The organism is Sporolactobacillus caesalpiniae (genome assembly GCF_040513385.1).
GTDB lineage: Bacteria > Bacillota > Bacilli > Bacillales > Sporolactobacillaceae > Sporolactobacillus.
On sequence record NZ_JBEVCB010000002.1, the window covers coordinates 338,247 to 354,467 of the forward strand.

Below are 16,221 nucleotides of genomic sequence, written 5' to 3' on the forward strand. Positions count from 1 at the left end.
GAACTATTGCTCTTCGCGTACCGCATCATGCGTGAACACATCAAAATTTAAAGAAGACTGTCTTTTTATTTTTTCATTATGACGGTCGAAAAACACTCATTTTCTTTGAAAGTTATAACTAACAAGATTAAAAGGCAGAGAGATGACAGATGCGCAAAATTATCAAATTAACTTTTACCTCGTCACTGATCATCGGTATTTCTTTTGTGCTCCTATATGTCATTTCAAGCCTGTATAGTCCTCAGGCAGATCATGTTCCTCTTCTCAACGATAAGCGAGTCATTAGTCCGGAAGTTGAAAATTACCGACCGATTATTTCTAAAATTGCTAAGGTGAACGGTATTGATCAGTATACAGATTTGATTATGGCGATCACCATGCAGGAGTCAAAGGGTAAGGCTGTCGATGTCATGCAGGCTTCGGAAAGCCAAGGATTGCCGAGAAATTCCATAGATTCACCACAAAAAAGTATTCAAGCAGGCACGCACTATTTCAAAAAGGCATTGGACCGGTCAAATGGTGATCTGTCACTTGCTCTCCAAAGCTATAACTTCGGGCTTGGCTTTACCGATTATGTAAAAGCTCGAGGTGGAAAATATACACCACAACTTGCAAAACAGTTTTCGGATGAGAAGGCTAAAGAACTAAATTGGGAGAGCTATGGCGACCCGAATTATGTAGAGCACGTGATGCGCTATTACACGAATGAAAAGCAAAAACGTGAACTTGCGAAAAAAAAACAATTAACAACAATACCCTCGAGATAAGACTTAATCCCGAGGGTATTTGTTTTTCTCGAATCAGCGTACATGTGCAGAATCTGAAAAATGCTCTTCCTTGCTTAAAGTGCCGTTTTGCAGCCAGTAAATCTTAGTAAAGCATTTCGTCAGAAAATAGCGATCATGGCTTACCGCCAGTACAGTTCCTTCAAAACGGTTCACGGCCTCTTCCAGCACTTCACGCGACTCAATATCCAAATGGTTGGTCGGTTCGTCAAGTACCAGTACATTGATTTTCTTCATCATAAGATCAGCTAGGCGGACACGAACACGTTCCCCGCCGCTCAGTGACCCTACTTTACGAAAAACATCCGAACCGTAAAACATAAACTTTGCCAGTTCATGGCGTGCTTCACCTTCAGTTAAATGCGCGTGTTCACGAAAGACGTCGATGACGCGACGATCCTTCTCCGCTTCCTGTTCAAACACGTGCTGAGATAACAAGCCGACATTTAAATTGGTACCATGACGAATGTCACCATGATTTGGCTTCAGTTTGCCAAGCAGGCATTTCAAGAGTGTTGTTTTCCCGGCACCGTTCGGACCGGCGACTGCTGCTCGGTCACGATAACGAATATCCAAATTTACGTGTTCAAATAGCTTCATACCATCAAAGCCCACGGAGAGATCGCTGCAACTCAGTACTTGATTGCCGGTACGACTGCTGCGAGCGAAATTGAGTGCCATTTTATCCGTCTCCATTTTGGGTCTTTTTAAGCGTTCAATCCGATCAAGCGCTTTTTCCATACTTTTCGCTCGTCGATGCATTGCCGCATTCGGTGGCTTTGCCTGATTCGCCCATTCCTTTAGTCGTTTAATCGCTTCTTTCATTTTCTTGATCTTTTTCTGCTGATCTTCATAGGCGGCAAATTCCAAAAGCAATCGTTCTTGTTTTTCCTTGATGTAGTGAGAATAGTTGCCTATATAACTGATCATTTCTCCATCTTCCAATTCGAGAACTTTGGTCACCGTTCGATCTAAGAAAAAACGGTCGTGTGAGACGAGCAGAACTGTACCTTTATATTGCCTGATAAATTGCTCCAGCCATTCTAAAGCGAGAATATCCAAGTGATTGGTCGGTTCATCAAGCAGAAGGAGATCAGGTTCGGTCAATAGCTGAAGAGCGAGTCCGACTTTCGTTCGCTCGCCACCACTCAGTGAAGAAAACGGACGTGGCAAAAACGCCTTAATTTCAAGCCCTTCAGCCACCTGGTCAATTTTATAATCCATATCATAGCCGCCTAATTTCTGAAACTGTTCCTGCATACGCGCATAGTCGGCAAGCAGTTTTTCAAGCTTTTCTGCGTCTGCGGTCGCAAAAGCCTCTTCTAGTTCCTTCATTTTCCTCTCGATTTTCAAGCAATCGGAGAAGGCTTCCTTCAGCACTTCATACACTGTTCGTTGTTTACCGTCAGGCATTTGACGCAGATAGCCGATGGACGCGCCATTTTTAATCGCGATTGTTCCTTGATCCGGCACGTCAACGCGTGCAATTAAATTAAATAATGTGGTTTTCCCGCTTCCGTTCGGTCCGACAACCGCAACCTTCTCATTCTCAAGTACCGAAAAACTGACATCGTGAAGAATTTCATTTCCAGCTATATTTTTCCGTACATGATCCGCTTGGCATATCATCATTTTCGAGTCACTTCCTTATTTTTCTGTACACAAAAAATCCACAGGCGTCATTTACCCATGGATGATTTCGATCTTGATTCACTTAAAAATCAATTGAGTTCCGTTTAGTGGGTCATGCGTCCATTCACAAAGCTATGCTGTTTTCTAAAAAAGGGCAGACTGATCCCTTGAAGAAAAATGCAGCAAAAATCGCGCGAACGATATAGAGAAACGACTCTAACTGAGCGCGACACTTCGTGACTAATGACAATTGACCCACCTCCTTTTCCTGCTTTATGGCAAGTTTATCAGATCTATCAGTTAAGCGCAACAACCTAATCAATTCCTATTTCAATGCCGTCCGCCACTCCACGATCATAAGTGGAGTTCGGCCACTTGAGCACTTCTTCTCAGATTTCTTCGCTCATTTCAGTCATCATTTGCCTCCAATTTCATGATCTCCCCACCGCTCAATCCGGTCAGTTCACTGATTTCCTTATGGCTCATGCCTCTTTGCAGCAGCTTTCGGGCAACCTGCTTCTTGGCGTTTAATTCACCTTTTTCAATTCCTTTTTCAAAGCCTCTTTTAGTTCCTCTTTCAATACCGTCCTCCATTCCGCGGTCATAAAAAGAGTTTGGCCATTTGAGCACTTCTTCACGGATTTCGTCAGGGAGTTTTCTCGCTTTGTCCATCAATTGATCCACCTCTTCCTTGTTTAGTTGAAGATAGGTTTCAAAAAATCCATTAATCATGCTTTCACGTGCTTCTTCAAGATGCATGCCAATCATCTGCCTGATAAAAGCAAGCCGAACCTGCACACGTTCTCTTTTAGAGTAATTCATCCTGCTCATCAGAGCGGCAGCGGCCGGATTATTACTGCGCATAAATTTTTGCCAATTCATTTTGGCAAGCTCAAGCTTCAAAAAGTGGAATTCGCTGACAACCATAAAATGGGGCACTTTTACCACGAATTCATCCGGTTCATCTCTCCCTCCATCATAACTGAAAATGGCAATCGGCAAAACAGGTTTTCGAAATTTCAGATAGATCATGATGTAGTAGAGATACATCCGTTCGGAAAAATCATCCTGATAATAGTTTTGTGCTTCGATATGGACAATCAGAATCACATCTTTTTTGGATTTCAGCTTCGTTTCGGCTATGACATCCGCCCTTTTCTTGTCGCCCTCAATCATATCTGGGAACAGTTCCTCTGAAAGAAATGTTTTCTCGGACAGATCAAGCATGTGATAAATCTTTGGAAAAAAGGCTTCGAGAAACTCATCAAAAAATTCGTGGAGCAAGACTTTAAAGCGCCGATCATGGTCTGTAGGCATATGAAGCCTCCTTACGAGGTATGTTTTTAGTAGTGCAAGAGGAATTAGGCAAGCAGGAGTTAAAGTCAGACGGGAACAAACGATCGCATCCATAAAAAGTATAACCGAATCCAAGTCATAATGTCTAGGGAATTCACTAGAGAGTTTTTTCGATATTAGAAAACTTGGCTTCGCCAAGCCTCACTGACGAAGGCGAAGACTTAGTTGCACTTATACTATGATCCTTAAAATTATATACTTTCTTATAGTATAAGAAAAAACGGGCACAGCCCGATCCTAATTAAGTAACGAGTAAAATAAGCGGAGATTTTCCGGTTATATGTATCACGGCGCTTGTTTTGCAGGTAAATAAGGGAATTTTTTCCGCTTATTCAAAGCAAAGCCCTCCATTTTCACATTTTTCGATTCGATAAGCGGAATTTCTCCGTCTATTTAAGCAATTTTTTCATTAATTTTGTAATTAGGCGGAATTTTTCCGTTTATTTCTCAGATTGGGTACTTACCTGATCGCCCAACCGCATCTTATGACCTTATCGTCGTACCGGCGAGGCAAAACGCTATCTTTTTTAACTCTTATAAAAAAAGAAGCGGATTTCTCCGCCCCTTCATTCACGCATCCTTTTTACGCACAAACAACCCGAAAACATCCGTTGTCTCGACAATGTTGGTAAAGGCTCGCGGATCGACTTCCTTTATGATTTGCTTCAATCGATACAACTCATAACGCGTGATCACGATCATTAGCAAGTCCTTATCCTTATTCGTATAGCCGCCCTTCGCCGATATTTTCGTAATCCCCCGATACATTTGAACGGATATCACTTTTTGAAGTTCGTTTGCTTTATCCGTGACCACCCAAGCAGTCAACTTTACATAGCTTGTATGAATGGCATCAACGACACGGATGCTTACGTAAAGCTGAAGCAGCGTATACAATGCCCGTCGCCAGCCGAACAGGAATCCGGCGGAAAGGATGATCACAGCATTAAGCGCGAACATGTAGAATCCAATTGGACGATCCTTGACGCGGGTCAAAATCATTGCAATGATATCCATCCCACCGCAGGACGCACCGAATTTGAGTGTTATCCCCGAGCCGATCGCTTGCACCACACCACCAAAGACTGCGTTCAATAAAATGTCATTGGTCAACGGATGAAGCGGGATAATCGCCATAAAGAGCGTTGTCAGAGCAACGCTGATTGTGCTGTAAAAAGTAAAGCGGCGTCCTACTTTAATCCAGCCGGCATAGATGACCGGAATATTCATTATAAGAAGCAGAATCCCGGTACTTATATGAAAAGCGGTCGGCTCAAGCATCGAGTTGACAAGCTGAGCAATACCGGTAATTCCCCCCGCAAGAACCTTCGCAGGAATGAGAAACAGGTTAAGTGCGGCCGCGTTCAGCAGCGCCCCGATAATAACAATCGTTAATACTTTGAATTCTTGATATATAGATATGCCTTTCATATCGCTGTTCCTTTCAGAATGGCAGCCGGGTAATGCTCTCTAGCTAGACAAAGCCGCCGATTCACCATGTATTATTAACAAATTACCACATGGTCAGCCAATGCTCAAACTTTTTCATGAATATTTATGTAAAAGCTGTGCAGACTAAGTGAAACTTATTTCGGAGGTCAACTTATGAAACTGACACGTCTGCTTATTTTTCCCATCATGATGCTTACTCTATTGATTCCGCAAACCGGCCAAGCCGCAGCTGACCATAATCCAATGGGCATACCGGGCCACGATTTCAGACATCAGTGGCTTACGCAGACCATTGACAAATACGCGCCAGCCAGCCTTGCACAGACAATGAAAAAAGACATGGATACACATCATCACCTGATGAGCGAATGGCGGCAAAGCTCAGATTTCAAAAAAAGCAACCAAAACTGCCAGAAAAAGTGTGATAAGCATGCAAAGAAGATTCAAGCCATAAAAAAAGAGCAGGAACAAGGAAAGATCTCTGCCGAACAGGCTCATCAAAAAATTGCAAAGCTGTTTCACCATGCTAAATTTGGCAGTCGCCATCAGGCGATCAACCAGCTAAGAACCGCAATCAAAAACAATGACCGGCAAGCGATCGTCCAAGCTTTAGAACAGATTGATCACCACATCCAGCAGTCCAACAAACGACTAGCACGAATGCTGGGCAAAACAGGCTGATCAAACAAAATCGCTACTAAAAAAACGACGCAAATTCAACTAATGAATTTGCGCCGCTTTTTATTTACACACAAGCTAAATGGAATAATGTTTTTTTACCGAGGGAAGTACGGTCACCGCTTGGATGGCAAGCCCAAGAAATATGTAAACGACATGGACAAACCCAATTCCATGCAGCAGATACATCTGCACCGTGATCCAAATGATTAAAACAAATCCGATATAAAGAGAATGGTTCCATGCACCGGACGCTGAAGAATCAAATCGGATATGTTCACCAATACGCATTGGTTTTTCAAGGATCAGCAGGAATGCGATATAGATCGGATAGAGGCCAAGAACAGAAAACAGGATGATACCCGGAATCAAAAATGAGTCAAAAGCCGTGTATTTCAGCAGATATAGCGGCATATGCAGGAGTGAACCATCAGGCGAAACAATTAATGCGCCGCCACCAAAAACCGCGCCAATTCCAAGAAAGAGTTGTAAGATGATCAAAATGAAGCAAGAAATAGTCTTCCCTTTATTCGTTCTGGTCATGATAAATCCTCCAATGTATTCTTTTTTAATCGCAAATTTCAAGTCCGCGAAACAAATAGTCGGCGCTTGCCATCATTACAGCCGCCAGTTCAGCCCGCTCGTCTGCCGTCGTGCAGTGCGCATACTGCATACTGAGCATGAGCTGTTCATTGTTGAAGAGTGTTGCAATGAGTTCCTTCCTGCATTGTTTAATTTTTCCCCTCTGCTCCATGAGCGTAAGCACTGAAACGTAATAAGCGACGTTTCCTTGAATAAGCTCATTCTTAAATACCGCTCCGGCTTTTTCGTTATAGAAATGTTCGGAAAAAATGATTCTCGCCATCTGGGTCCATTTTCTATCGATCTTCTTACCGTAAGCCGTGATCAAGGATTGAAAGAGTTCAACCGCACTCATTTGATCGAGCATCTGGTCAATTTGTGGTAGAGGCGGACGAGACACATCCAGTGTTCGGGCAAACGTTTCACAAATATCATCCATGATTGCCTTTTTCCCGCTGTAATGATTGTAGATGGAACTTCCCTTTATTCCGACCCGTTCGGCCAGATCACGCATCGATACTCCGTTAAAACCTTTATTTGAAAAAAGTTCGAGAGCACAAGCAAATATTTTCTGTTTCGTTGACATACGCATCACCTAACGATCGTTCGTTACCTTCATTATATATGTTTATTCGTCATCACGTCAATTATCTTTCAAAAAATTGAAATCAAAAAACAGCAAACAAAAAACCGCCCATTCGCTGTGAACAGACGGCTAAAAATCGATAATTATTTTTTCAACGCTACAAGGTTTTCTTTGATTTTTTCTTCCTGTCCGGTTAATCGGGCGTAGTGGAAAAATCGTTTTTCCGCATCTTGTTGCGTTTTTTCGAATAATTGATCGGCGACTTCCGGATTCACCTTCTTCAAGGCGGAAAAACGAGTTTGTGTCATCATAAAATCGGTTAAACTGTCAAACTGAGGCCGTTTAAAATCAAGTTGCATCGGCATTTCACCTTTGGACTCACGTTCAGGATCGTAGCGGTACAGCGACCAGTACCCGGATTTCACCGCTTCCGAGGCTTCGGTCAAGGCATGAGTCAAACCACCGCGCAGTCCATGCGAAATGCATGGTGTATAAGCGATAACGACGGACGGTCCGGGATAGCGTTCCGCCTCCATCAGCGCCTTAATTGTCTGCATCTTGTTCGCGCCTGAAGCGATTTGAGCAACATAAACATGACCATAATTAATCGCCATCATGCCCAGATCTTTTTTCGCTGTCCGTTTCCCTCCGGCGGCAAACTGAGCAATGGCAGCTGTCGGTGTCGCCTTCGATGATTGTCCGCCTGTGTTGGCATAGACTTCATTATCCGTAATCAGTATATTGACATCCGCACCGCTGGCAATGACGTGGTCGATTCCGCCAAAGTCAATATCATACGCCCAGCCGTCGCCGCCAATAATCCATTGGCTTGTTTTAATGAAAAGATCACGTTCTTGATAAATGGCTTCAAGAAGAGGCAGATCTTCTTTCTCCTGAAGCAATCCAGATTCAAGTTGTTCGGCGCGTTCTCTTGTAGCTTCAATTTCGTTCATCTGTTCGATCCACTCGGTCATTAAGCGCTTTAAGCGGTCACTGACTTCATCGTATTGCATCGCGTCCTTCATCTGCTTGGCCAGGCGCGCACGCCTTGTATCACGTGCAAGTTTCATACCAAGCCCGAACTCGGCATTATCTTCGAAGAGAGAATTGGACCAAGCCGGCCCATGTCCCTGTTGATTGGTCGTGTAAGGAACAACCGGACTGGACGCTCCCCAAATGGAGGAACATCCGGTTGCATTCGCGATCATCATTCGATCACCGAAGAGCTGTGTTAATAATTTTATATACGGCGTTTCACCGCATCCGGAACAAGCGCCTGAGAATTCCAGCAGCGGCTGTTCGAACTGTGATCCTTGAATCGTCGCCTTCTTCACCGGATTGGTTTTTGCTTTTAAGGTCATCGCGAATGCCCAATTGACTGCCTGATCCTGCTGCGATTCCGCCGGCCGCATAAACAGTGCTTTCCCCGCCTTCGGACAGGCCTCAACACACAATCCGCAACCGGTACAATCCGCAACTGAAACTTGAATGCGATAGCTCAGTCCGTCCGCGCCGCGCATGTTTCGAACAATAAAGCCTTCCGGTGCGTTCTCCATCTCTTTTTCATCGGCAAGAAGCGGACGAATCGCTGCATGTGGACAGACGAACGCACACTGATTGCAATTGATGCAGAACTTCGGATCCCATTCCGGAACCTGCAGGGCGACATTTCGCTTTTCGTAAGCAGATGTACCCAGTGGCATGCTGCCGTCCGCCATATTTTCCTTCAGTAGTGTACTTACTTTAATCTTGCCGCCTTCTTCGCGACTCAACGGCTTCAGGATATTCATGACATAATCCGGCTGTTTTTTATCTGAATTCATACTCACTGTTTTTGGCTTGTCGTCCGCTTTGGCCCATTGCTGCGGAATCGTTACCTCATGAAGCAAGTCCACCGTTTGATTGATCGCGTCCACGTTCAACTGTGCGATCGTCATCGATTTGCGGCCGTATGTCTTTAAAGCGGATTGCCGCAACCATTCAATCGCCTGATCAAACGGAACAATATTGGTCAGTTTGAAAAAAGCGGTTTGCATGACCGTATTAATTCTGCGTCCAAGCCCAATTTTCCCGGCAAGTCCAATCGCATTAATTGTAAAAAAACGAATATTATGTTTAGCTAAATAACGCTTCATTGAATTAGGTAAATGAGCGTTCAACTGTTCATCGTTCCAGATCGTGTTAAGCAGGAATGTGCCCCCTGGTTTCAAACCCTTGAGCAGATCATAGGAACGTAAATAAGAAGATGTATGGCAGGCGATAAAATCCGCGTGCTCAACTAAATAGGCTGATTTGATCGGCTGATCCCCAAAGCGCAAATGAGATACCGTCAGACCGCCGGACTTCTTCGAATCATAAGAGAAATAGCCCTGAACATGAAGATCAGTATGGTCACCTATTAGTTTGATGGACGCTTTATTCGCTCCAACTGTACCGTCGGAGCCAAAGCCCCAAAACTTTGCCTGAAAGGTGCCTTTAGGTGTTAAATCCAGACTTGGCAATGACGGCAGAGACAAATGCGTCACATCGTCATCGATACCAATGGTAAATCGTTTCTTCGGCTGAGAACTGTCAAGATGCGCGAACACGGATAAAATATCCGACGGAGTCACATCCTTAGAGCCAAGCCCATAACGTCCGCCGATAATCCGCGGATGGCGGTCGCTTTCATACAAGGCGCTTTGCACATCGAGCAAGAGCGGTTCTCCCGATGCGCCCGGCTCCTTGGTGCGGTCCAATACCGCAATCCTTTCCACTGTATCCGGAAGTTTCTCAAGCAGCTTAGAAGTCGGAAACGGTCGATATAAATGAATGGATAAGAGGCCGACCTTTTCCCCTTGTTCCGCAAGATGATCAATCGCCTGTTCAATCACTGAAGTTACTGAACCCATCGCCACGATCACACGCGTCGCATTGGGCGAGCCATAGTAATTCACTAAATCATAATGCGTCCCTCGAAGCTTATTGATCTCTTCCATATAATGGCTGACAATTTCCGGTACTTTTTCATAGTATTGATTAATTGCTTCACGCTGCTGGAAAAACAGATCCGGGCTCTGGCTTGAGCCGGTCGCTGTCGGATGGTTCGGACTGATGCCTCGTTTGCGGAATGCGGCAACGGCATCGGCATTTAGGAGCCGCTTCAAATCGTCGTAGTCAATCACATCAATCTTTTGGATCTCGTGACTGGTGCGAAAGCCGTCAAAGAAATTTACAAAAGGAAGCGACGCGTCCACCGTTGCCAAGTGAGCGACCGCCGACAAATCCATGACTTCCTGGACACTTCCTTCTGCGAGCATAACAAATCCGGTTGGGCGTACCGCCATGACATCCGAATGATCGCCGAAGATGCAAAGTGCGTTGGAACTGACCGCGCGTGCCGCCACATTAAAGACTGTTGGAAGCAGTTCCCCGGCTATCTTATACATATTCGGTATCATGAGCAGAAGCCCCTGTGATGATGTATAGGTCGATGTAAATGTGCCTGTTTTTAAGGATCCGTGAACCGTTCCTGACGCGCCTGCTTCCGATTGCAGCTCAACTATTTTCACTGGACTGCCAAAAATATTTTTTTTGCCTTGAACGGACCATTCATCAACTTGTTCAGCCATTGGCGAGCTTGGGGTAATTGGATAAATGGAGGCCATTTCAGTGAACGCATAGGAAATGTATGCGGCCGCAGTATTGCCATCCATTGTCTTTTTTTTCATCATTATGTGTTCCTCTCCATCATTCACGAAATTGACGCGTTTCCATAACTATAAATCATTCGATTTTTACCTCATCTCTTCTAGTTTAACGGTTCATGCGGAACAAAGAATAAGATTACTGTGATAAAAATCGCACAATTTAAGCAGATAAAGGCTGCCTTCCGACAATTGATGCCGAAAGACAGCCTTATAGGAGCATTTTATATGCGTTGCGAGATACTATGTTCGCGATTAGTTCATCAGCCTTTTTCTTTTGCCAATCACGAGTGACAGAGCAAAGAAGGCAACTGCAAAGCCAAGCACAATAACCATACTGTAAAAAACAGCCCCAAGATCCGACCACTCAAAATGGGTAAGCGTCGCGATCTTTGCATTCGCTTGGACGTACCAATAGGTTGGTGTAAAACTAGCGATTTTCAGTACGGTGCTATTCAAGAACTCCTGAGGAACAAATACCCCGCTAATGAAGCATGGGCCAAGCGTAAGAACATTGCATACTGCAGACATGGCGTTAAGATTTTTCAACAGATTGCCGATCAAATAACTGAGACTGGAAATGCACGCAGTAAAAATCGCGGAATTCATTAGGAAAAAGAGTATATTTTGTGTTGCAAAGCTCTTTGAATCAAGCAGGAAACAAAAGGCAACCAGAATTGCCCATGAAATGGCGGCAAACAGCAAATTGGCTAAAATCAGTTGAGTATTAATACTGCTCGCTTTCATTGGTGAACAGAAATTCCGCCTGCTTAAATCTCGTTTATTGAACACAATCATGACCGTTGAAATGCCCATAATCAGTACTGCCGACAACGTATAGGCAAGAAAATTAAAATAGTACATTGAAAAGCTGTTGGCTGTTTGGGCCCGCTCATGCGCTTTGATTGTAACCGGTGTGCTTCCGGACAAATTCTTTTTCAATTGATTCACGATCTGCTGCTCACTCGCCTCCGGCTCATGCTTTGCGTAGATTCGCGCTAAATTCCAGTACTGTTCCACATTGATGTCAACATAAGCGTTTTCTGTCGAGTTTGGAACAACGGTCTTTTCCATCTGCATCGAACCACCATTTAGTACATTCTCTGTAAACCCCTTAGGAATGCGCAGAATGTACGTGACATTACGGAAAAAGAGTGCGTCCTGAAGAGCCTCCGTACGGTCAGGCAGCTTGACGAAATCACTGCTTTTGGCTAATTCTTGGCGAAAGCCTTCGGTAAGCGGCGTTTTTTCTTCGGAAATAAGCGCGATTTTTGCCTTTTCCTGTGAAAAGTTGCTGCTTTTTTTCTGTTCAGACATGGTGCTCATAGAGATCGTAATCGCAATCGCCAGAAAGATGACAATATAGAGCGAAATGGAAAGCCAATTTTTCAGGAAAATTTTCATACATAGTTTAAATACTGGCATATTTCCGCCTCCTGACAATCAGATAAGTTCCGGCGCAGAAAAAGATGATAAAAAGGAACATCATGCCCATGTTCAGCGCATAACGATGCAGCGAATCATAATAATATAATGCATAAAACGCGTCGGTTAATAAGTTGACCGGATTCAGCCAGGCAAGCGGCGGAACATACGCTGCAATGAGATATTTCATATTCATGTACATCATTCCGGACAGAAACGAACCGGCCATGGTCACCATGATTAAGAATGCGATTTTCAACCCTTCGCCTGCTTTAATCACCGCACCGATAAACGCGCCAAATGATATACCAAGTACACTGCCAATGAGTGCCGTTAACACAACATAGCCCGCGCGCTGCCCAAAACTGATATTCAGACCAAACCGCAGATACGCGAGCAATATCAGTATTTCCGCAAAAAGAATGACCAGTGCCGCGCAGCTGCCGGCAAGAAAAGCCTTAAGTTTATGAACGGGTGCCGTGTTCACCCGCGCGGCGCGATCGGTGATATCCGCTTGAATATCCGTAACTTCTTTCATTCCCCAAAAGCTTCCATAAAGACATGCCATGGCAATCAATGAATAGAAATAATTCAACACATTGTTCGGCTCCGCACTTCCGCCGGAGACTTCTTTTGTATAGCTGCGATGATCGCCAATGTCCTCAAGCAGACCATTTTGCAACGCCTTCGGATTTTCTTTCACAATACTTGTTACCATAGAGCTGCTTGTACGATACTGGTCGGCGAAGCTTTTCATAATGCTTTGGCTGATTCCCGTGTCCTTCACGGTCAGTTTGATCACTCCTCCGCTTGTGAAAAAGCCCTTAATTTTGTCCTTCTTCAACCATTTTTCCGCCTCTTCTCGATTCGAAGCGACTTTAAGATGAAAAAGTCGGTCTTTACCTTTAGACACATTTTCCATTACGGATCTAAATTGCGTGTCATGCTGATAAGCGCTGTCGTTAACAACTGCCGCATCAATCGGCTGAAACGTCTCTTCGTTATTTAGATTGCTGAACGCCATATAGAAAAAGGTGCCAAGCAGAATCGGAAAGAGAAGCGTCCAAAAGACCAATTGTTTGTCTCTGATCAAGCATTTAAAGCGATAGATAAAAATATGAGTAAACATTTGGTTCATCTCCCCTCAATCGCGAAGCTGCTTCCCGGTAATTTCAAGAAAAACGTCATTCAGCGTCGGCAGTTCGGAATAAATACGGCCAAAACCGATCTCATGTGTTTTCAGAAAATCCAGCACAGTCTCAAGATTATTCGTTCCTTTTCCTGACTTGATAATTAAGCGTTTATCAATGTGATCGACTGAGACAACCCCTGGGAGCTCGCGCAATTTTATTAACTGTTCCTCATCAATTGAAAAAGTTTCTACAGTGATTTTCTCTCCAAGAGTGATCATTGCTTTCAATTCTTCTTTTGTTCCGGAGGCAATCACCCGGCCTTTGTCCATGATCACAATTCTGGTACAGAGCTGCTCGACTTCTTCCATATAGTGTGATGTATACACAATGGTCGCGCCTTGAGCATTGAGACGTTCGATTCCTTCAAGTATTTTGTTGCGGCTTTGCGGATCAACGGCAACTGTCGGCTCATCAAGAATAATCAATTTGGGTTTATGCGCGATCCCGCAGGCAATATTCAATCGGCGCAACAAGCCTCCACTCAGTTTCTTAGGATAAAACTTTCGAAAATCCTCCAACTCAACGAATGCCAGCGCTTCTTCCACCAAACGCTTCCGTTCTGCCTTGTTTCGAACATAGAGCCCGCAGAAATAATCAATATTTTCGTAAACGGTCAGTTCTTCAAATACGGCGACATTTTGCATCACAATGCCAATGTCGCGTTTTATATCATAAGCGTCCGGAGTCATCTTTTTGCCGAAGATTTCAACCTCACCTTTGTCATAACTCAAAAGCGATAAAATACAATTAATCGCTGTGCTTTTCCCCGAACCATTCGGTCCAAGCAAACCGAAAATTTCTCCTTCTTTGATATCTAAGGATAAATGATCCAGAGCGACAAGTTCTCCAAACCTCTTCACTAAATTTTCCACATGAATAATCACCTGCATCGTCTCCCTTCCAACTGTATCCAGTGTAATTCACTGATCAATTTGGCGTAAGTGTCACTGATCATTAATTATCATGACAATTGTCATGATACATCGCCCGCAATTGTACACGGACGGGAAAAAATGGTTAAATGAAAACAGCAATGTACTGACTTTGTCGGAGATGGATGGTGGCCATGAACCTTATTATTGATAAACTTATCCTGCTTGCCTGTTGTCTTGCAATCTATCTGACCGGCAGGACGTTTACCCATGATATAGCTCCTGTTCTTCTCGCGATTATTTTCACCTGCTTATTAAGTTACGTTGAAAAGCAACATTCACGCGTCACACTAACCATGGCATTTACCTTTTGCAGCTTAATCATGCCCTGGACATGCGTCTTTCTACCGCTCATTTGCTATGACTCACTTTTTTCAAAGAAGCAGTGGGTTTGTCTCTTATCGTTAGTCCCACTCTTACTGTTCTGGTCTCATGCCATTATGACAGTGAATGTCGTGATCTGTGTACTGTTTCTTCTTTCCGCGTCTCTCAAACACAGAACAATGGCATTTGAGCGGATGAAGACTAATTACTACGAATTACGTGACACGACGAAAGAAATGTCCCTGCGATTGAAGCAGCAAAATCAGGACCTGTTGAAGAAACAAGACAATGAGGTGACTATGGCGACACTTGGGGAGCGCAACCGGATCGCTCGAGAAATTCACGACAACGTCGGCCATTTGCTTTCACGCGCACTATTGCAAATCGGCGCTTTACTTACCGTTAATCGGAATGATCAAACAAAAGAAGCGCTTTCCACTTTAAAAGATACCCTATCTGAAGCGATGAGCAGCATTCGATCGAGTGTTCATGACCTTCATGATGAATCGATCGATTTGCGCACCCAGGTCATGGATTTGGCGCACAAGTTCACGTTCTGTCCGCTTATTCTCGATTATTCTGTTCAAAATAAACCCGGCAGCAAATTAAACTACGCATTGATCTCGATTGCAAAAGAAGCCTTGTCCAATATCGTCCGTCATTCCGACGCGACACATGCCGAAATGACGCTGCGTGAGCATCCCGCTTTCTACCAATTAATCATCTCTGATAACGGATCTGCGCGAAGCAATCAGCCGAATCGAGGAATTGGTCTAAAGAACATAAACGATCGTGTGGAATCCTTTCACGGTCTCCTCAATATAGAAACGAGAAAAGGATTTCAGCTCTTCATTTCAATTCCAAAGGAGGGAAACAGATCATGAATGTATTGATTGTCGATGATGACCGACTCGTTTCTTCTTCTCTTAAAACGATTCTTGAAGCGGATCCTATGATCAAAGTGACCGGAATCGGTCATTGCGGTGCTGAGGCTGTTGAACTTTTTTGCAAGCTCCATCCCGATATTTTATTGATTGATATTCGCATGGACGGTATGACTGGAATCGACGCAGCTAAGGTTTTGCTGGAAAAGTATGCCGACGCGAAACTATTATTTCTAACGACCTTTTCGGATGATGATTATATCGTCGAGGCACTGCGAATCGGAGCTAAGGGTTATATTCTGAAACAAAATTTCGAGAGCATCATCCCTGCACTTAAAGCGGTTTTCAGCGGCCAAAGAGTCTTCGGCGACGCGATCATCAGTAAAATTCCAGCATTAATGAAGCAGCAAGAGCCGCCGAACTTTAATCGATTTGACTTGAGCAAACGCGAAATTACAATCATTGAGCAGGTCGCAAGCGGGCGCTCGAACCGTGAAATAGCGCAGAAACTTTTTCTCAGCGAAGGAACCGTTCGCAATTATATCAGCGCGATCCTTGAAAAACTGGTTTTGCGCGATCGAACGCAACTCGCCATATTCTATTACAAACAACAGTGAGCATTTTTCAACGCAAGAATTGAGCATATAAATCAAAAAAACGGACATCCGACGGTCGATCAGTTGTCCGTTTTCTTATGTACGCCCAT

At 44.1% G+C, this 16,221-nt stretch carries 13 protein-coding genes and 1 pseudogene; 4 read left to right on the forward strand and 10 right to left on the reverse strand.

Annotated elements, in window-relative coordinates:
* The first annotated feature begins 149 nt into the window (after nt 1-149).
* Nucleotides 150-767, forward strand: a complete 618-nt coding sequence (locus tag ABWW58_RS05055; protein WP_353868116.1) for a lysozyme family protein — start codon at nt 150-152, stop codon at nt 765-767.
* A gap of 33 nt (nt 768-800) precedes the next feature.
* Here ABWW58_RS05055 and abc-f read toward each other — a convergent pair whose 3' ends face one another.
* The 4 genes from abc-f to ABWW58_RS05075 all read right to left on the reverse strand — a co-directional run bounded on the left by abc-f (nt 801) and on the right by ABWW58_RS05075 (nt 5,204).
* Nucleotides 801-2,417: a ribosomal protection-like ABC-F family protein gene (gene abc-f, locus ABWW58_RS05060; RefSeq protein ID WP_353868117.1), complete on the reverse strand. Its 1,617-nt coding sequence runs from the start codon at nt 2,415-2,417 to the stop codon at nt 801-803.
* Between the two features lie 124 nt (nt 2,418-2,541).
* Nucleotides 2,542-2,676 (reverse strand): RAxF-45 family protein, encoded by a 135-nt coding sequence (locus tag ABWW58_RS05065; protein ID WP_353868118.1) that lies wholly within the window; start codon nt 2,674-2,676, stop codon nt 2,542-2,544.
* A 149-nt stretch (nt 2,677-2,825) separates the two neighbouring features.
* Nucleotides 2,826-3,734, reverse strand: a complete 909-nt coding sequence (locus ABWW58_RS05070) for an RpnC/YadD family protein (protein ID WP_353868119.1) — start codon at nt 3,732-3,734, stop codon at nt 2,826-2,828.
* A gap of 609 nt (nt 3,735-4,343) precedes the next feature.
* Entirely contained in the window at nt 4,344-5,204 is an 861-nt protein-coding gene (locus tag ABWW58_RS05075) for a YitT family protein (RefSeq protein WP_353868120.1), read from the reverse strand.
* Between the two features lie 174 nt (nt 5,205-5,378).
* On the opposite strand from ABWW58_RS05075, the gene ABWW58_RS05080 reads away from it, so the two are divergent.
* Complete coding sequence (locus ABWW58_RS05080) at nt 5,379-5,906, forward strand: hypothetical protein (RefSeq protein ID WP_353868121.1); 528 nt, start codon at nt 5,379-5,381, stop codon at nt 5,904-5,906.
* A 75-nt stretch (nt 5,907-5,981) separates the two neighbouring features.
* Here the strand turns inward: ABWW58_RS05080 and ABWW58_RS05085 are convergent, their stop codons facing one another.
* From ABWW58_RS05085 to ABWW58_RS05110, 6 genes and pseudogenes are all read right to left on the reverse strand, one after another.
* A complete protein-coding gene (locus tag ABWW58_RS05085; RefSeq protein WP_353868122.1) occupies nt 5,982-6,446 on the reverse strand; it encodes a hypothetical protein in 465 nt (154 codons plus the stop codon).
* A gap of 25 nt (nt 6,447-6,471) precedes the next feature.
* Nucleotides 6,472-7,071 (reverse strand): TetR/AcrR family transcriptional regulator, encoded by a 600-nt coding sequence (locus tag ABWW58_RS05090; protein ID WP_353868123.1) that lies wholly within the window; start codon nt 7,069-7,071, stop codon nt 6,472-6,474.
* A 149-nt stretch (nt 7,072-7,220) separates the two neighbouring features.
* Nucleotides 7,221-10,784 (reverse strand): annotated as a pseudogene (gene nifJ, locus ABWW58_RS05095) (pyruvate:ferredoxin (flavodoxin) oxidoreductase); the annotation flags it as partial.
* Nucleotides 10,785-11,012: 228 nt separating this feature from the next.
* Nucleotides 11,013-12,182 (reverse strand): ABC transporter permease, encoded by a 1,170-nt coding sequence (locus tag ABWW58_RS05100; protein WP_353868125.1) that lies wholly within the window; start codon nt 12,180-12,182, stop codon nt 11,013-11,015.
* Nucleotides 12,169-13,311 carry an ABC transporter permease gene (locus tag ABWW58_RS05105; RefSeq protein ID WP_353868126.1) on the reverse strand — a complete coding sequence of 381 codons (1,143 nt, stop codon included), beginning with the start codon at nt 13,309-13,311 and terminating at the stop codon, nt 12,169-12,171. Before ABWW58_RS05105 ends, ABWW58_RS05100 begins: the two co-directional genes overlap by 14 nt.
* A gap of 15 nt (nt 13,312-13,326) precedes the next feature.
* On the reverse strand, nt 13,327-14,265 hold the full coding sequence (locus tag ABWW58_RS05110; protein ID WP_353868127.1) for an ABC transporter ATP-binding protein: 939 nt from the start codon (nt 14,263-14,265) through the stop codon (nt 13,327-13,329).
* 176 nt (nt 14,266-14,441) lie between these two features.
* Here ABWW58_RS05110 and ABWW58_RS05115 point away from each other — a divergent pair, with 176 nt between their 5' ends.
* Nucleotides 14,442-15,515, forward strand: a complete 1,074-nt coding sequence (locus ABWW58_RS05115; protein ID WP_353868128.1) for a sensor histidine kinase — start codon at nt 14,442-14,444, stop codon at nt 15,513-15,515.
* The gene (locus ABWW58_RS05120; protein WP_353868129.1) at nt 15,512-16,132 is read left to right on the forward strand and encodes a response regulator; all 621 of its coding nucleotides are present in this window, start codon (nt 15,512-15,514) and stop codon (nt 16,130-16,132) included. Before ABWW58_RS05115 ends, ABWW58_RS05120 begins: the two co-directional genes overlap by 4 nt.
* Nucleotides 16,133-16,221 lie beyond the last annotated feature (89 nt).